This is a genomic window from Nocardia sp. NPDC019323 (assembly GCF_044389845.1).
Lineage (GTDB): Bacteria > Actinomycetota > Actinomycetes > Mycobacteriales > Mycobacteriaceae > Nocardia > Nocardia implantans.
On the sequence record NZ_JBIRYN010000003.1, the window covers coordinates 166,317 to 184,875 of the forward strand.

The 18,559-nt window shown below is 67.8% G+C and carries 8 protein-coding genes, 1 tRNA gene and 1 pseudogene; 5 read left to right on the forward strand and 5 right to left on the reverse strand.

The genetic code is table 11. The annotated features are described in order from the left end of the window. Positions 1-246: 246 nt before the first annotated feature. From ACH49X_RS13780 to ACH49X_RS13795, 4 genes and pseudogenes are all read right to left on the reverse strand, one after another. A pseudogene (locus ACH49X_RS13780) lies at positions 247-795 on the reverse strand (IS1380 family transposase); the annotation flags it as partial. Positions 796-1,103: 308 nt separating this feature from the next. Beyond that, entirely contained in the window at positions 1,104-2,108 is a 1,005-nt protein-coding gene (locus ACH49X_RS13785; RefSeq protein WP_357204999.1) for a site-specific integrase, read from the reverse strand. Between the two features lie 685 nt (positions 2,109-2,793). Continuing rightward, the gene (locus ACH49X_RS13790; RefSeq protein ID WP_357205002.1) at positions 2,794-3,711 is read right to left on the reverse strand and encodes an aminoglycoside phosphotransferase family protein; all 918 of its coding nucleotides are present in this window, start codon (positions 3,709-3,711) and stop codon (positions 2,794-2,796) included. 9 nt (positions 3,712-3,720) lie between these two features. Continuing rightward, on the reverse strand, positions 3,721-5,040 hold the full coding sequence (locus ACH49X_RS13795; protein WP_357205005.1) for a helix-turn-helix transcriptional regulator: 1,320 nt from the start codon (positions 5,038-5,040) through the stop codon (positions 3,721-3,723). A gap of 440 nt (positions 5,041-5,480) precedes the next feature. On the opposite strand from ACH49X_RS13795, the gene ACH49X_RS13800 reads away from it, so the two are divergent. The 4 genes from ACH49X_RS13800 to cyaB are packed head-to-tail and all read left to right on the forward strand — an operon-like array spanning position 5,481 to position 8,079. After that, positions 5,481-5,858, forward strand: coding sequence for a DNA-directed RNA polymerase subunit beta (locus tag ACH49X_RS13800; protein ID WP_244892119.1), 378 nt, complete (start codon positions 5,481-5,483; stop codon positions 5,856-5,858). 26 nt (positions 5,859-5,884) lie between these two features. Then, positions 5,885-6,076, forward strand: a complete 192-nt coding sequence (locus tag ACH49X_RS13805) for a hypothetical protein (RefSeq protein ID WP_357205011.1) — start codon at positions 5,885-5,887, stop codon at positions 6,074-6,076. 51 nt (positions 6,077-6,127) lie between these two features. After that, positions 6,128-7,504 carry a hypothetical protein gene (locus tag ACH49X_RS13810; RefSeq protein ID WP_357205014.1) on the forward strand — a complete coding sequence of 459 codons (1,377 nt, stop codon included), beginning with the start codon at positions 6,128-6,130 and terminating at the stop codon, positions 7,502-7,504. A gap of 8 nt (positions 7,505-7,512) precedes the next feature. Further along, the gene (gene cyaB, locus ACH49X_RS13815) at positions 7,513-8,079 is read left to right on the forward strand and encodes a class IV adenylate cyclase (RefSeq protein ID WP_357205017.1); all 567 of its coding nucleotides are present in this window, start codon (positions 7,513-7,515) and stop codon (positions 8,077-8,079) included. Positions 8,080-8,708: 629 nt separating this feature from the next. Here cyaB and ACH49X_RS13820 read toward each other — a convergent pair. Beyond that, positions 8,709-8,790 (reverse strand) — tRNA-Leu (locus ACH49X_RS13820). Positions 8,791-9,176: 386 nt separating this feature from the next. Between ACH49X_RS13820 and ACH49X_RS13825 the strand changes: the two genes are divergently transcribed. Beyond that, positions 9,177-18,491, forward strand: coding sequence for a fatty acid synthase subunit beta domain-containing protein (locus ACH49X_RS13825; RefSeq protein ID WP_357205020.1), 9,315 nt, complete (start codon positions 9,177-9,179; stop codon positions 18,489-18,491). Positions 18,492-18,559: the final 68 nt, after the last annotated feature.

Sequence of the window (18,559 nt, forward strand, 5' to 3'; positions counted from 1 at the left end):
TACCGACTACGCCTCAGTAAACTACATCAATGTAATATGTTGAGTACCACTGGGCATGTGATTGTGGCCGGTCCCCGATAACGCGACCACTGGGTCGCGTGCCAACCGAGCCGAATCGGCCAGGCGATGCGACCGAACCACACTCGATCACAATCCCGGAGCTGACCCGCACTCGCCGCGCCAACGCGACCTTCCGGGCACCGCCCTCGAACCCCTCGTAGAAGACGAACCCGAGCCGCCGACCTCCGGGTCGTCGATCAGATCGGCGAATACGGTTTCGATGACGGCGTGGCGGCTGTGGGTGATGTCGGCGGTCGGTGCTGGCTCGACGGAGTCGGTGAAGAACGGGTGATGCGGCCAGACCGGGAACAGTTCGTGCTGGCGGGCGGCATCGCGGACGCGGCGCACGATCAACCGGGCGGTGACCCGGTCGGGTTTGGATGCGAACCGGAGTAGCCGATTTCGGCAACCTCGGCGTAGGAGATCCACTCTCCGGTGTCTGGATCGCGGACCGCGCCCGGGTATTTCACCGGCGTCCATGCCGTCTCCGGCATCGCCGCGATCGCCCGCGCTACGGCCGGATTCTTGGTGAGCACCAGCGAGAACCGCACCCGGCGCGGCGGCAGGCACCGATCCCGGCACGGGTGCTGTAGGCCGCATCGCCGCGCAGGAGGGTCTCGCCGGTGCACCGGCCCTGCGGGCGGCGGCGATCGACTGGGCGACCATACGGCCCGCTCCTTTGGCTAAGCCGGTCTTGCCGGCCCGCAGCCGCATCCCAGCGATCACCGGTACGGCAAAATCGGGGCAGCGACGGGCCGAGCGCCCGGCGAGAATCTCAACCACATCATCCACGGCATGAGTTTCGGGTACCGATCTGCAGTGCCGGGCCGGAGTGTTCGGCGAGGATCTCAACCCTTTGCCCGACGGAGTTCGCGCCGCTGGCGCCGCCGGTCAGCACCGTGCCAAAGTGTCCGGCGAGAATCAACGCCTTTCGCTTCGGGAGTGCGTGACTGCATCGCCTCGCAGCGCTGGGTCGGAACCTTCGGACCGATCTTGGCGAGATCGGTCTGGTCGAGGCCTTCGGTGAGGCGACGCCTTGGGCGTTAGATCGCGAGGGGGTGTGGTTCGCCGGTGAGTGCGGCTACGGCTGATGCGACTTCTTCGATGGATGCTTGGACGTACGTGAGGGTGGCACCGTCCTGGCCGGCTGGTCCGGCGTGATTGGCGAATGCGCGGGCGGTGGCGTATCCGAAGTTGCGTTCGACCCAGGTGAGGGTGGTGTGTCGGAGCCAGTGGGTTGTTATCTGCTGCACGGTGACCCAGGGGAGGTGGCGTCCAATGCGATTCCAGAGGTGGTCGTAGCTGCGGCGGGTGATCGGACGGCCGTGTCGGTATCGCAACAGTTGGAGTCCTGGATCGGGGCTTCGTTCACCGTGTGCGATCAATCGGGTCATCAAGGTGGGGGAGACTGGCTGCCAGTGTAGGGTTCCGCCCTTGCCGGACAGTCGGATCAGGCATTGCTCGGGATCGAGGTCTTCTCGGCGGAGTTTGAGGGCGCTACCTGTGCGGCAGGCGGTTTCGAGGTGTAGCCGCAGTAGGAGGGTGTCGAGTTCGGGGTCGTCTCCTGTGGTTGCGGCGACATGGTTGATTTGTTCGAGTTGGTGGGTGGACAGTGCGCGACGGGTGCCGGGAAGTCGTGGTGGCTTCTCCAAATGCGCGGACGGGTTGTTGGAGGCGGAAATGTGCCCGTCGTTGCTGGCGTAACGGTAGAGGCAGCGAATCGCGCAGACCATATGCTCGGCGGCGGATCGCCCTCTGCGGTTGTTGCGGCGCAGGACGGCGGTCCGTCGGGTTTGCTCGACGAGTTCCTGTAGTTCGAGGTGCGTCGGTTGGTCGATTGGACGGTCGGGCCAGCGCCGACTGAGTTGACGCCAGTAGGGAAGGTAGGTGCGTCGGGCTCCGGCGGAGACCGCCTCGGCGACTCGCGGTACGTACTCAGCGAAGGTTGGCGTTTTGCTGGCGGGAGTTGTCGTGCGCAGGAGTTCTTCCGGGTGGATTCCCAACCGCTCCAGAAACAGCCGGGCAACCTCGCGGTCGTCGGGGATCATGCCGCACCGGGGAGGAGCGCCAAAGCAGATGACAGGGCCTCGTACACGATCGGCGCCGGGACGATAGCGACGACATCGGCATTGGGTATGGCGATGAGGAGGAGGGGATCGCCGAGAACGATGCCGGTGGCGCGTCGTGTCGCTGCGGGCAGTCGTATCTGTCCTAGTCGGCTGATCCTATGGCGGGTTTCGTGGGGATGGGCTGAGCGGATGGCGATGAGATGTCCAGCGACGGTATAGGTGATGGGTTGGCCTGCTGGCCAACGTAGTTCAGCGAATATGCGGCGGCCGGATAGTCGCGCACGGTCGTTGATGATGGATACCGCGATCGTCGAAGGCCCTACTTGGCGCCTGCGTGTGGCGAGGGCCGGATCTGTGGGCAGAGGGAAGCCTGCACGTGGCTGAATAGACATGGACACTTTCCTTCTCGGTCCAGTCTGCCGATTCCCCCTATCTCCATGAAAGCTGATCATCGACGATCGCGCCACCGCAGCTCGAGAGAGATCGCCCCTTGCGGAGCGTGGGTCGGCACTACCGTGGTGTCGACTGAGCTGGTCACTGTGGCGCCGGTGCGTGTGAACCGGATGGCGGTGCTGTCGGGCCCCTGCCAACTGCCGTGCTGGCTCTCCACCGACGTACTTGAGGTGGCGGCTGCCCGGACCAGAGTTGCGGTGGGTCGGCGAGGTCAGCTGCCTTGTGTTCGATACTGGCTCCACTGGGTCGCTCGGTTGCCTGCGCGGATGTCATCTAGTCGTTGGCGCAGTCGCTGGGCGTATTCGGGTGAACTTGTAGCGCGGCGAAGGGGGCCGGTTAGTTGTACGAGGTCTCGCATGTCCAGCAGCAAGTTGTAGCCGGACCAGTCGGACAGGTCGTAGCCGTATTCGTCGATGAAGTTGCGGACCCAGGTGTGGTCGCGTCCGTAGCGGACCGAAGCGTGCCATGTGGGGATCAAGTCGACTTCGCGGGGGCCGATGCTTACCCAGTCCCAGTCGCCGAGGATTGCCGTCTTGGCGTCGGCTCGGTTGTCCCACAGTAGGTTTCCTGCCCATGCATCGCCGTGGATGAGACCGAGTCCGAGGGGCCAGTCGAGCTCACTCAGCTCTTTGCGGATCTCGTCGATGCGTTCGAGAAGCCAGGACTGTTCGTCGTATGTGATCGAGTCGAGAGCATGCTGTTCCAGTAGTGCCCCGTGCAGCGACTCCAGGGGCGTCCACGTCGGCAACTCCAGGGCCGACGGTGCGGGGAGGTCATGCAGGGTGCGCAGCAGCCGCCCGAGTTCTGTGGAGGTCGGCGCCGGGGTGTCGTCTGTCTGTGGATAGTAGGTCCAGAATCCGATGGTGTGTCCGGCGATCTCGATCGGTTCCACCCCAGGAAGTGGAGCTGTGGCATCGAAATTGTATGCGGTGGTCAGCCACTGTGTTACGGCGTATGTGCGGATCTGTCGGTCTGGATCCGCCTCTGTCCGGCTGACCCGTGCGACTGCGTCATGGCGCGGCAGCACATAGACGGCGTTGCTCGAATGATGAAGGAGGACCGCGTCTGTCGGGTCCAGCCCACGAGCTTCGCATCCTCGGCGCAGCACGGTGTCGATCGTTGATGACATGTTTCAGCCTTATCCCACTAACGCAACGGATGCCTGGAACTCGTGTTCGACCTGTTGAACTGCAGGCATGCTCGCGAACGGCGCGAGTCGGCGCCGAACGAGGTTGATCGACTCGATCGCACGGGAGCTGGTCAGTCCGCGCGCTGCGGGAAGCGTGTCCAGTAGTACCTGGCACGCCTGCTCGACGTCGGCGTCTGAATTGCACACGCGCTCTCCATCCTCAGGCACGAAGGAGGCTGCAAGCGTTGCGGCGACCAGGACCTTCCTTCGCTCCATCCCTACCGAGTCCGCCAGAACAATAGGTGCCTGCTCGCGTACATCTGTCGGACGTCGCCCATCGTGAGCGACATACATGAACTCGGCCGACAGTTGGCGGTCGGTGAAAAACCGGATCCAGTCCGGTTCGTCATCTGGCCGAGCACGGCCGAGATGCCGTTCGGCGTCGTGCATCGCCCTCGCGCTCGCATCGTTATTGAGCGCATGTGCACGCGCCAGAAGCGCGTTGCAGCGTGCCGCGGTACTGGGGGAGCCTGACTGCTCGGCGGCCTGCACCGCGGCGGTACCACATCGCACGGCCTCGGTGGGACGGCTGAGGTAGTGGGCCTGCATGGACATATCGGTAAGGATGTGTGCGCCCAAGGCGGTGTTTCTGGCCGCTTTGGCGAGTTGGAGGGCCTGCTGAAAGTACTGCTGTCCAAGACCCTGCTGCGCAGAGTCGAAGCACATGAAGCCGCTCAAGTTGCATAACCGGGCGGAGACGGCATACAGCTGAGAGGCTGTCTGGTCGTCGTAGGAACCGCGCAACGCTGGTATGACAACGTCGTCGATGAGCCTTGCCAGAGTCGCGCGAGCGTATCCTCCACCGAGGTGATGATCTGCGTTGGCGAATACGCTGCACATCGACCACATCACCGCGACATCGGTGCGCCCTACACGCCGATGGCCTGTGCCGCGGCCGAACGTAGGAACGGCTGACTCCAACCATTCGCGGACAGGGTCGAAGGCTTCCAGGCCCACCCAGGGCGCAGCGGTTTCTGCGGCCACCAAGGGGGGAGATGTACTCATCTCTGCTGCGGCAGAATTCATGTCGAGCCACATGCGTTGGAGGATGCCGTCGGTGTCGAGCGCTCTATCCATTCGCGCGGCGAACGCTTGTGTCGGACGGCGTTGAGCTTTCTCGATTTTGCCGATCAGCGAACCGCTGTCGTGGCTGATTGCCCCGAGCTGGTTCAGAGACAGTTTCCGTAGCAGCCGCCAGTGCCGCAGCTCGGCGCCGAAGAACTGTCGCGCCGACTCCATGGCGGCCAGTTCACGCGGTTGTTGGGCCATCGCTACATCCTCTGTGACCTGGTCGGATGCGACCACTACCGGGACAGCCTCGAACGGGGACAGTTTCTTGTCCGCATCCAAGATATACCGGCTTCCGTTGCCTCCGTCACAGACTGAAGTCGCGTCCGACGCCGGGCCGATGCCGATCCTCTTCGGCACACCGGCCCGCAATGCCGCTGGTCGGTGGCGCAAGCCCTCGGCGTCGGGCGCGATTCGAGATCTCAGGGAGGCAGAGCATGGTTTCGCATAACAATGCAGGAAGATTCGCTGGCGAGGGTGCGTCGTCAGTCCGCGGCGTGGGTAGGGGCCGCCGAACTGTCGCTGAGCACGAGTCGCCCGATGTGCGGGTCGGCGAGTCAGCCGAACAGCGCTGCGCCTTCTACCGGCGAGTGTGTGGCTTACCGACTCGAGTCGATCCGGCCCTCGGCCGGATCGAATTGGTGGCCGGATCGGTCGGCGCCGTGACGATGCCTGCACATATCGGTGCTGGCGTGCGGCATCACATGCAGGTCAGGCAGCACGCGTTGGGGCCGATCTTCACTCACCCGCGGTCCGGGACATGGACGTTCTTGATTCGTCCCGACTTTCCGGACGACCCGCGGCTGTTCGCGATGTTGTTCCGTCACCAGGTCAAGGTCATCCGTAATGGCGGACTGATCGCTCTGCCATCTCCAGTAGGCATGCCCGCAGGAGTCCGCCGGTGGATCGAGCCGGCGCGCGATACCTACCGCCCGCTGGGCGCCGTGGTGATTTCCTCGGTGCGGGCGTGCGTCGGCCCGCGCTGGTCTTCCGGCCAGTCCCGCAGTCGCGCCTCGTGACCGGTCCGGGAGGGTCCCCGCGGCCGATGGAACGGGATGTCCATCTGTCGATCTACCTGAACGACGTGCGCTTGGACTTCGCCGCCTGCCTGACGGCCGCGCTGCTGTTCGTCCAGGATTTCCACGCCCACCACCATCCCAACGCCATCCACGTGATCTCGGACGATCCCCGGCACCTGCCCCGGCTCCCCAATGAACGCCTCTACCTCGAGCCTTAGCCACATCCGGCCGACTGCCCGGAACCACGTAACGACCATCACTGGTGCGCAATGATCGGAACAACTAACCCCTTCGCTTCCGAGCGAAAAGCGGAGCGGACCTATCTCGATATCGCAGCAAACGACCATGGCCACGAGAAAGGCATGCTCGTGCACCGCGCTCTCTCGCGCGTAGCAGGCACCGAGCCGCACATCATCGAGATCGGCCCTGGTGGCGGTGCTGCGGTCGAGTTTCTCGCTTCTCAGCTCCGTGACCAGCCCCGCGACGTGCGATTGACTCTGATAGAGGCGCCCGGAATCGCATCTCAGTCGCTGACGCAGGCTATCGACCAGTTCAACGCGGTAGGTACCTGCGAGCTGCTTCATGGATGGGCCCAGAACATCGGATCAATGGTCTGCGAACCCGTCGATGTCATCAGCGCATCGGCACTGCTGCATGAGGTGTACTCCTACGGTGGTGCATACAGTGGCCTGCACACCTTGATGCGGATCTTTCCGACGGTACTGAAGCCTTACGGATTCTTCGTCTACCGTGACGTCTACGCAGTCGATGCCGTATCGCTGCACGAGCGCGTCGTCCAGTCCTACAACGCCCAGTCGTGGCTGCAGTTTCTTCGTCTGTTCGTGCCGCACTATCTACGGGAAGGCACGCATCCCTACCATCGCCACGACGACGACTTGGTCATTCGCCAGAACTCCCGCATCGTGGCGGCAGCAGAACTGGACACTCGGATCTACGCGGTCATCCATGCGCCGATCGGGCTTTTTCGCGAACTGCAACGTCACTACATCACGCTGCGCGATCACGTTTGGAGGTCGGGAGTCCTCGGATTCACCCCGACTCTCGACGGCCAACTGTCGGGCGACTGGATCGACTTCCGCGCTGGACACAAACGTGTGCACTTCTCATTCACCGGTGACGGATGGTTATCGCAGAATGACCGCGCCGCCATCGAGGCGGTCAGCGAACGCTACGGCGATCACCACGTCATCGACAGCGACATCTTCGACACTGTCACCGACGTAGCGCTCAGTCTGTTCCTCGCCGCGGCGGAGCGCGGCGACGGCGACTGCAGCCACGTATGGGGTACTTGGCTCGAGCGGGAGGGCCGAGAGACCTATGCCTATCTCACAGCAGATGAGCTTCTGACTGCGTTCGCCACCAACTCCGTGGAGGCAGAATCCAGTCCGTCCGTGCTTGTTCCTGTGCGGGCCACTGACGTGCTCGTCCGAGAGCGCCACTATTACAACCGATTTCTGCGCAAGAGTCTTGCGAACCCTTTGATCGACGCCAAGCAGATGGTCTTGTTCCAGAACGTTCCTGTCGCCGACTCCGAAGTTCTGCAACAGGCGCTGGGAACGATCCGTCGACACTGCTCCAAACCGAACCTGGCCCGCGTACACACGGCCATCCATGCGAGAGGATGATCCAGCACATGCACTTGATCGAGGTCGAGCGTAAACGGGAACTTCCCGACCCCCACGTCCTTCGGCAGCGCCTCACCGAACTCGGATATCGAGAGGCCGGACACCTCACCGAGGTCGACATCTATTACAGCCGACCCGACGTCGACTACATGAAGACTGTTGAATGCCTTCGTATTCGGCGTCGCGATGGCTTCGCTGAGATGACCTATAAGCCGCCGTCCAACGCTGCTACACACAGCGACGCCGACGTGATCGCCAAGCGCGAAACCAACGTCACCCTCAGCGGGCCGGAGCAAGCCGAGTCGGGCAGTCGGCTACTAGACGCGATCGGCATGGTCGAACTCGTCCGTGTCGAGAAGCGCAGGACCATCTACCAGCACCCGGAGCGGGACGACATCATCGTCAGCATCGATGCCGTCACCGATGCTGGAACATTCGTCGAAACGGAAATCACGGCGGCCGACACGGACGTGGCAACCATTCACCTCTGTCAGGTCGAAGTGGAACTCGGCATCGCCGATAATCCGATCACCAAGCTGCCCTATCGGGATCTGGTACTGGCGGCCACGGCTTGAGACGACCATCTTCGGCCAGTATTCGCTCTGTGGCGATAGGCGATCTACAGGTGGTCGGACGCGCTTGGGTTCCGGCCGACAACCCGTTCTAGATTCGGGGGTGGAGTCGCGGGCGACATTGCCCGCGATGCGCCGCCGTCAGAGCTCGACACGTCGGCGTCGGAGAAGCCCGCTCGGCGCCGCAGTCCGTACCGGGTACCGGCCCACAGCGATGAGCGTCTGCCCGTCCATGGTCGGTCGAGCAAGGAGAACACCGGCTTCCAGGCGGTGAGCTCCGGGCGGCCCCCTGGTTGCCAGTCGAGGCGGTGACGGTGTGCTTGTCGAGGACGCAGCCGCGATCGCCGACGGTGCAGATTCCGTAGACGACATCACGGTCGGGTACGAACCACGCGGTTCGTGACCTGCGGTTTGTAGATGGGTTCCCGCAACGGCGAGCGCGACGGGATGACCGGCTTGATTACTGGCGATCACCTCTGTCAGCAAACTTTTCGCACGGGCAGGTGTGTTGCCGCCCGGCAGATAGGCCATGAATCATCACAGGTCAGAGCTTGTTTCCGCTGGTGATCTCCGAGTGTGCGAGTGCCCTCCGATACGCGGCTCGGGCGAGCGTCACGACTGACGTGAATCTGTGCGCGAGAGGGGACTTGAACCCCTACGTCCGTGGACACCAGAACCTAAATCTGGCGCGTCTGCCAATTTCGCCACTCGCGCTTGATGGTACGACCGTCCAAACTCTACCGGGCCAATCGGTCATAGCGAAGCATTGGGTTGGCGTGGCGTACTGGTCAGTAACCCCACCTGGGATTATAACGATTTGATGAACCTCAATATGAGGGGCACTCATGTTTCGTACGCGTTGGTAACCCGATGGACCAGGGAGTTCAAACATGAGGCGGAGTCATGTTCACGACTATTCTGGTACGTACGTACTGAAATACTCCTAAGTAGCGGCCACGCCCGGAGGCAAACGTGAGGATTTCCTCATGATTTTGTGCCATCCTCGCCCCTATCAGGCCGATCACCCGCGATCACTCGTGAACCGGTAGGGACCGGCGTGTCGCCGAGGCATGTCGCATGGAGAAGGAAGTCGAAGCGTCTTGACGATCAACGAGAGCACCAAGACCGAGTCCGGACAGAGCACGAAGGTGGCCGGCGCCGCCGGGAAGGCCGCGTCGGGCGGGGCGCGGTCGCCGCTGTTGGATCGTCTGCTCGGCGGCGTGCCGTACGCGCTCGCCTTCGGTGGGCAGGGCGCGCAGTGGCTGCGTGAACTGGAGGAGATCGGGCGCGACAGCGCGCTGGAGCCGGAGCTGACCGCACTGGTCAACGAGGCGGCGACGCTGCTCGAGCCGGTCGCGGCGCAGTTGCTGGTGGTCCGTCCCGTCGGCTTCGATCCCATCGGGTGGATGCTCGAGAACGAGCTCGCCGACGGCGACGAGGGCGAGGCGTCCGCGGCCCCGTCCGAGGCGGTGCTGCGCTCGGCGGCGGTGTCCATGCCCGGTGTGCTGCTGACCCAGGTGGCGGCCGTGCGGGCGCTGCGCCTGCAGGGTCTGGATCCGGCCGAGCACGCGCCGGTCGCGATCGTCGGGCACTCGCAGGGCCTGCTCGCCGCCGCGGCGGTGGAAGCCGGTGGCGCCCGCGACGCGGAGCTGCTCGCGGTGGCCCAGATGATCGGCGCCGCAGCGGGTTTGGTGGCGCGTCGGCGCGGGCTGATGCCGGTGGGCGAGCGCTCGCCGATGGTCGCGGTGTCCAACGTCGATCCCGAGCAGCTGCGCGCCGTGGTGGCCGAGGTGTGCGCGGGAGCCGATCCCGCCGCCGCCGTGGTGGTCTCGATCCGCAACGGACGCCGCCGCGCGGTGCTGTCCGGGCCGCCCGCGCAGTTGGAGCGGGTGCGGCAGCGGTGTGCGCAGCTCCACGACGAGCAGGCGCGCGAACGCGACGCCAAGGTGCGCGGTGGCTCGGTGTTCGCTCCGGTCTTCGAGGACGTGGCCGTCGACGTGGCGTTCCACCACCCGGCGCTGGCCGACACGGTGGACTTGGTGAGCAGCTGGGCCACCCAGTGCGGCCTGGACGCGGAACTGGCGGGCGAGCTGGCGCGGCAGATCCTGGTCGATCCGATCGACTGGGTGGAGGTCGTCGAAGGCGTGATCTCCGCAGGCGCGGAGTGGATTCTGGACCTCGGCCCCGGCGACCTGCTCTCCCGCGTCACGGGCGGCACGCTGAAGGGCACCGGCCTCGGCATCGTCGCCGCCGCCACCCGCGCCGGTCAGCGCAGCCTGCTCACCCCGGGCGCCGCGCCGGAGCCTGCGACCCCCTGGTCGGCGTTCGCGCCGCGGCCGGTGCGGCTGCCCAACGGGCGCATCGTGGTCGAGACCGCCTTCACCAAGCTGACCGGACGCTCGCCGATCCTGCTCGCCGGCATGACCCCCACGACAGTCGACGCGAAGATCGTCGCGGCCGCGGCGAACGCCGGCCACTGGGCGGAGCTGGCCGGTGGCGGACAGGTCACCGAGCAGATCTTCGCCGACCGGGTTGCCGAGCTGAAGAAGCTGCTGCATCCGGGGCGTTCGGTGCAGTTCAACTCCTTGTTCCTCGATCCCTACCTGTGGAAGCTGCAGCTGGGCGGCAAGCGACTGGTGCAGCGGGCCCGTTCGGCGGGCGCCCCGTTCGACGGCGTCATCGTGACCGCGGGCATTCCGGAGCTGGAGGAAGCCGTCGCGCTGATCCAGGAGCTCACCGAGGTCGGGATCAGCCACGTCGCGTTCAAGCCGGGCACCGTCGCCCAGATCAGGGCCGTGCTTCGCATCGCCGACGAGGTGCCGGACTACCCGGTGATCATGCACATCGAGGGCGGCAAGGCCGGCGGTCACCACTCCTGGGAGGACCTGGACGACCTGCTGCTGGAGACCTACGCCGAGCTGCGCAACCGCGCCAACGTGGTGGTGTGCGTCGGCGGCGGCATCGGAACGCCCGAGCGCGCCACGGAGTACCTCACCGGCCAGTGGGCGGTGCGGCACGGCTACCCGGTGATGCCGCTGGACGGCGTTCTGGTCGGTACCGCGGCCATGGCCACGCTGGAAGCCACCACGGCGCCTGAGGTCAAGCAACTGCTCGTGGACACCCCCGGCACCCCGGACTGGGTCGGTGCGGGCACCGCGTCCGGCGGCATGGCCTCGGGCCGCAGCCAGCTGGGCGCCGACATCCACGAGATCGACAACGCCGCTTCGCGCACCGGCCGGCTGCTGGACGAGGTGGCGGGTGACGCCGACGCGGTCGCGGCGCGCCGGGACGAGATCATCGCGGCGCTGAACGCCACCGCCAAGCCGTACTTCGGCGACCTGTCCACCATGACCTACCAGGAGTGGCTGGAGCGCTACATCGAGCTCGCCGTCGGGCTGGACCGCCGCAAGGACTTCGACTGCGGCAGCGACCTGGGCGACGCGATCGCGGAGGCCACCCGTTCGGTGTGGCTGGACATCACCTGGCGCGACCGGTTCGCGGAGATGGTGCGCCGCACCGAGTCTCGGCTGCACCCGGCCGACCGCGGCGAGATCCCCACCCTGTTCGCCAGTGACGAGGACTTCGAGGACCCGGTCGGCGCCCTGTGCGCGCTGAAGGACGCCTACCCCGCTACGGCGCAGACGCTGCTGCACCCGGCCGACGTCCCGTTCTTCATCGCGTTGTGCAAGACCCCCGGCAAGCCGGTGAACTTCGTTCCGGTCGTGGACGGCGACGTGCGCCGCTGGTGGCGCTCGGATTCGCTGTGGCAGGCGCACGATCCGCGCTACTCGGCCGATCAGGTGTGCGTCATCCCCGGCACGGTCTCGGTCGCGGGCATCACCCGGGTCGACGAGCCGGTGGGCGAGTTGCTCGACCGCTTCGAACAGGACACCGCGTACTCCCTGGTGCGCGCGGGCGTGGCCCCGGTCCCCGTGGACGCGCGCCGCACGGCGGGCGTCACCGGCGGCCCGATCGACGCCGTGCTCGCCGCCCCCGACGTGCAGTGGGCCGGGCGCACCGCGATCAGCCCGGTGCACCGGCTCGGCGACCTGTCCGAGTGGGTCGTCGACGGAAAGGGCGCGGTGCATCCGCCCAGCGGCGCGACGCTGGTCGAGACCACCGGTCCGGAGCCGGAGCACGCCTACGTTGAGCTGACCGTCCCGCTGCTGGCGGGCAACGCGGTCCGCATCCGGATCACCGTGCCGACCTCGGTCTACAACGGCGGCGCCCCGGTCGTCACCGAGGCCGACGCCGACGAGGCCATGTCCGCGCTGCTCGCGGTCGCGGCGGGCCAGGACCTGCCCGAGGTCAAGGGCAAGGTCGCCCACGTGAACCTGGCCTGGATGCCGGACCTGATCGCCGATCACGCCGGGGTCACCGGCTCCGGCCTGCCCGCCACGCTGAGCACGCTCGGCCGTACCGTGCCCGACGTGCTGGTCGGCGCGTGCTGGCCCGCCGTGTTCGCGGTGCTCGGCGCGACCCGCACCGCGCGGGGCGAGAGCGTCATCGAGGGCATGCTCGACCTGGTCCACCTGGACCACCAGGTGCATCTCGCCGGTGCGCTGCCCGCCGAGACCAGCGTGCTTGCGGTGCGCGCGGAGGCGGGGGAGACCGTCGACACCGACCTCGGCCGCGTGGTCGAGGTGCACGTGCGGATCACCGCCATGCTGGACAAGCCCGAGACCGGGATGTCGATGCCGGTGCTGGCCACTCTCACCGAACGGTTCGCCATCCGCGGACGCACCGGAGCGGGCGAGCTCGCCGATCCGCCGCGCGCGGCGGGCACGGTGTCCGACGCGGCCACCGACACCCCGCGCAGGCGTCGCCGCGACGTCACGATCGTCGCTCCGCGCACCATGCACGCCTTCGCCGCCGTGTCCGGTGATCACAACCCGATCCACACCAGCGATGCCGCCGCCAAGCTCGCCGGGCTCGGCAGCCCGATCGTGCACGGCATGTGGTTGTCGGCGGCCGCGCAGCACGTCGTGTCGGCGGTGGATCCGTCGAGTTCGGCGCCCGCGCGGACGCTGACCGCATGGACCACCCGGTTCCTCGGCATGGTCCGCCCCGGCGCGCAGATCGATGTGCGCGTCGAGCGCGTCGCGCTCGACGCGGGCAGCGAGATCGTCGAGGTCTCCTGCCGCGCCGAAGGCGAGCTGGTGATGACCGCGACCGGTCGCACCGCGGCGCCGAAGACCGTCTACGCCTTCCCCGGCCAGGGCATCCAGCGCAAGGGGATGGGTCTGGACGCCCGCTCCCGGTCGAAGGCGGCCAAGGAGGTCTGGGACCGCGCCGACAAGCACACCCGTGCGGCGCTGGGCTTCTCGATTCTCGCCGTGGTGCGGGACAACCCGACCTACCTGAAGGCGCGCGGCGTCGAGCACCGGCACCCGGACGGCGTGCTGCACCTGACGCAGTTCACGCAGGTCGCCATGGCCACCCTCGGTGTCGCCCAGATGGCGGAACTGCGCGAGTCCGGTGCGTTCGTCGAGGGTGCGCTGCTCGCGGGCCACTCGGTGGGCGAGTACAACGCGCTCGCCGCCGTCGCCGGAGTGCTGCCGCTGGAGGCGGTGCTCGAGGTGGTGTTCCAACGGGGTTCGGCGATGCACGAGCTGGTGCCGCGGGACGCGCAGGGACGCAGCGACTACCGGATGGCCGCGATCCGGCCCTCGCAGATCGGACTGCCCGACGCGGAGGTCGTCGGCTTCGTCAAGGAAGTCGGCGATCGGGTCGGGGAGTTCCTCGAGGTGGTCAACCTGAACCTGCGCGGTTCGCAGTACGCGATCGCGGGCACGGTGGCCGGGCTGGACGCGCTGGAGCAGGAGATCGACCGCCGCCGTGCGGAATTCGGCGGCAAGCGCGCCTTCATCCTGGTCCCCGGCATCGATGTGCCGTTCCACTCGACGGTGCTGCGCAAGGGCGTTCCGGAGTTCCGGCAGAAGCTCGAACAGCTGCTGCCGGTGGACCTGGACCCGGCGACCCTGGTCGGCCGCTACATCCCGAACCTGGTGCCGAGGCTGTTCTCGCTGGAGCGGGCGTTCGTGCAGGAGATCGCGGACCTGGTGCCGTCCGAGCCGCTCACCGAGGTGCTGGCCGACTTCGACAGCTGGGCGGCGCGGCCGGTCGACCTGTGCCGCGTGGTGCTGATCGAATTGCTCGCCTGGCAGTTCGCCAGCCCGGTGCGCTGGATCGAGACCCAGGACCTGCTGTTCACCGACCCCGCGCAGGGTGGGCTCGGAGTGGAGCGGTTCGTCGAGATCGGTCTCGGCGCCACGCCGACGGTGGCCAACTTGGCCAGCCAGACGTTGAAGCTGCCCGCCTTCGGCGGAGCCAAGGTGGAGGTGCTCAACATCGAGCGCGAGGCGGCGATCGTCTACGCGACCGACACCGATCCCGCCCCGGTCGACGAGCCGGTGGACGAGCCGGCCGCCGCCGCGGCTCCGGCAGCGGTCGCCGCCGCCCCCGTGGCCGCGCCCGCGCCGAGTTCGGGCGGGCCGCGTCCGGACGACATCGCCTTCACCGCCGCCGACGCGACGCGCGTGCTGATCGCGCTGTGGACCAAGCTGCGGCTGGACCAGATCGGCCCGGTGGACACCATCGAGGGCCTGTGCGACGGCGTGTCCTCCCGGCGTAACCAGCTGCTGGTCGACCTCGGCTCCGAGCTGTCGCTCGGCGCGATCGACGGCGCCGCCGACGCCGACATGGGCGCGCTGTCGGCGACGGTGGAGCGGCTCGCCCGCACCTACCGTCCGTTCGGCACGGTGCTCACCGACGCCATCGGCGACCATCTGCGCAAGGTCTTCGGCCCGTCCGGCAAGCGTCCGGCCGCCATCGCGGACCGGGTCAAGAAGGTCTGGGAACTCGGCGACGGCTGGGCCAGCCACGTGACCGCAGAGGTGTCGCTCGGCACCAGGGAAGGCACCAGCGTGCGCGGTGGCGACCTGGGCGGGCTGGTCTCCGGCGCGCTCGGCGACGCCGCCTCGGTCGACGCGGCCATCGACGCGGCCGTGCAGGCCGTCGCGGCCCGCCGCGGTGTCGCGGTGTCGCTGCCTTCGGCGGGCGGGGGTGGCGGTGCGACCGTCGACGCCGCCGCGCTGGGCGAATTCACCGAGCAGATCACCGGCCGCGACGGCGTGCTGGCCACGGCCGCGCGCGTCGTGCTCGAACAGCTCGGTTTGTCCGAGCGCGTGTCCGCGCCGGAAGCCACCGAGGACTCCCTGGTCGATCTGGTGTCGGCCGAACTCGGTTCGGACTGGCCGCGTCTGGTCGCGCCTGCGTTCGACGCCCGCAAGGCGGTGCTGCTGGACGACCGGTGGGCCACCGCGCGCGAGGATCTGGCCCGACTGTGGCTCGCCGACGACTCCGACAGTGCCGACCAGCCGGTCACCGGGTTCATCGGCGCGGGTGAAGCCGTTGCGGCCCAAGCCAACTGGTGGCGGCAGCGGGCGATGCACGAGGCGCGTTCGGTGCTGGCCGGACTGTACGAGCGCATCGCCGAGGCGGCCCTGAGCACGGAGGAGCCCGGTCTGTGGTCCTCCGACATCGCGGTGATCACCGGCGCGAGCAAGGGATCGATCGCCGCGGCGGCGACCGGAAGGTTGCTCAGCGGTGGCGCCACGGTGGTGGTCACCACCTCGTCGCTCAACGACGAACGTCTCGCCTTCTACCGGAAGCTCTACCGCGACAACGCCCGTCACGGCGCGGCACTGTGGGTCGTTCCCGCCAACATGGCGTCCTACCAGGACGTCGATGCCCTGATCGACTGGATCGGCACCGAGCAGGTCGACAGCGCGGGCGGCGCGAAGATCAAGATCAAGGACGCGATGACGCCCACCCTGCTGCTGCCGTTCGCGGCGCCGCGGGTGGCCGGTGACCTCGCCGACGCGGGCGCGCGCGCCGAGATGGAGATGCGCGTGCTGCTGTGGTCGGTCGAACGGCTGATCGGCGGGCTGTCCAAGCTGGGCGCCGATCACGACGTGGACGCGAAACTGCACGTGGTGCTGCCGGGTTCGCCCAACCGGGGCATGTTCGGCGGCGACGGAGCCTACGGCGAGTCGAAGGCTGCGCTGGACGCGGTGGTCGCCAAGTGGCGGGCCGAGAAGTCGTGGTCGAGCCGGGTCACCCTGGTGCACGCCCTGATCGGCTGGGTGCGCGGCACCGGCCTGATGGGCCACAACGACCCGATGGTCGAGGCGGTCGAGAAGGCGGGCGTGCAGACCTGGTCCACCACCGAGATGGCCGACGAGCTGCTCAAGTGGTGCACCTCGCGGGCCCGTCAGGTGACCGCGAGCGGCCCGCAGCAGATCGACCTGACCGGCGGGCTGGCCAGGGCCAAGCTGGACCTGCCCGCGCTGGCCAAGCAGGCCGCGGAGCAGACGGAGGCGGAGACCGACGCGGACTCCGGCCGCACGATCGCGGCGCTGCCCGCGCCGCCGACCGTGACCTCCGCGCTGCCGGTCCCCGAGTGGGGCGAGGTGACCGCGGACCCGGCCGACATGGTGGTCATCGTCGGCGCGGGCGAGCTCGGCCCGTACGGCTCGGCGCGCACCCGCTTCGAGATGGAGGTCTCCGACGAGCTGTCGGCGGCGGGCGTGCTGGAACTCGCCTGGACCACCGGCATGGTCACCTGGGAGAACGACCCGAAGCCGGGCTGGTACGACGCCGCGTCCGGTGACTACGTGCCCGAGCACGAGCTGGCCGAGCGTTACCACGACGCCGTCGTCGCCCGGTGCGGTGTGCGCCGCTACGAGGACGACGGCGCCATGACCGACAACTCGGCGCCGCTGATGACCTCGGTCTTCCTCGACCAGGACCTGTCGTTCACGGTGGGCGGCGAGGCCGAGGCCCGCGCCTTCTACGCCGCCGACCCGGAGCACACGGTGATCACGCCGGTCGAGGGCTCCGGCGACTGGACGGTGACGCGCAAGGCGGGCACCGAGATCCGCGTGCCGCGCCGGGCCAAGCTCTCGCGCACCGTCGGCGGCCAGATCCCGACCGGCTGGGACCCCACCATCTGGGGTATCTCGCCCGACATGGCCGCTTCGGTGGACCGGGTCGCGCTGTGGAACATCGTCTGCACGGTGGACGCGTTCATCGGCTCCGGATTCAGCCCCGCGGAGCTGATGAGCTGGGTGCACCCCTCGCTGGTCGCCAACACGCAGGGCACCGGCATGGGCGGCATGTCCTCGATGCGCTCGCTGTACATCGACAACCTGCTGGGTGAGTCGCGCCCGAACGACATCCTGCAGGAGGCGCTGCCGAACGTGGCGCTGGCGCACGTGGTGCAGTCCTACGTCGGCAGCTACGGCGCGATGGTGCACCCGGTGGCGGCCTGCGCCACCGCCGCGGTGTCGGTCGAGGAGGGCGTCGACAAGATCCGGCTCGGCAAGGCCGACCTGGTCGTGGCCGGCGGTTACGACGATCTCGGCATCGAGGGCATCGTCGGCTTCGGCGACATGTCGGCCACCGCGGATTCCGCGGCCATGAGCGCCAAGGGCATCAGCGACCGGTACTTCTCCCGCGCCAACGACCGCCGCCGCGGCGGATTCGTCGAATCCCAGGGCGGCGGCACCATCCTGCTGGCGCGCGGCAGCGTCGCGCTGGAGATGGGCCTGCCGGTGCTGGGCGTGGTGGCCTACGCGCAGTCCTTCGCCGACGGCGTGCACACCTCCATCCCGGCTCCCGGTCTGGGCGCGCTGGGCGCCGGTCGTGGCGGGACGGAGTCCAGGCTGGCGACCGAACTGCGCAAGCTGGGCGTCACCCCGGACGAGATCGCGGTGGTGTCCAAGCACGACACCTCCACCGCCGCCAACGACCCGAACGAGTCCGAACTGCACGAGCGTCTCGCGACGGCCATCGGACGTTCGGACGGCGCTCCGCTGTTCGTCGTCTCGCAGAAGAGCCTCACCGGGCACGCGAAGGGCGGCGCGGCCGCCTTCCAGCTCATCGGCCTGTGCCAGGTGCTGGAACAGGGCGTCATCCCGCCGAACCGCAGCCTCGACTGCGTCGACGAGAAGATGCTCGCCTTCCCGCACCTGGTGTGGCTGCGCGAACCGCTGCGCCTGGGTGGCCGCCTTCCGCTGAAGGCCGGTCTGGTCACCTCGCTCGGCTTCGGCCACGTGAACGGTCTGCTCGCGGTGGTGCACCCGGAGGCGTTCATCCAGGCCATCGAGCCAGGGCGGCGCGAGGAGTACCAGCGCAGGGCGCAGGAGCGTCAGCTGGCCGGACGGCAGCGGTTCGTGGAGGCGATGTGCGGCGGCGCTCCGCTGTACGAGCGTCCCGCGGATCGCAGGCTCGGCGGTGAGGGCACCCCGTCCCAGCGGGCACGGCAGCTGGAGGCCGACGTGCTGCTCTCGCCGGAGGCGCGCTTGGACCAGGACGGGGCCTACCGCGCGAAGGGCATCGGATGCGCGTAACCGGAAGCGCGGCGGGGCAACTCGCCGCGCCGGGTCCGCGCGCGGGCGCGCCGGGCACGTCGTAGGCT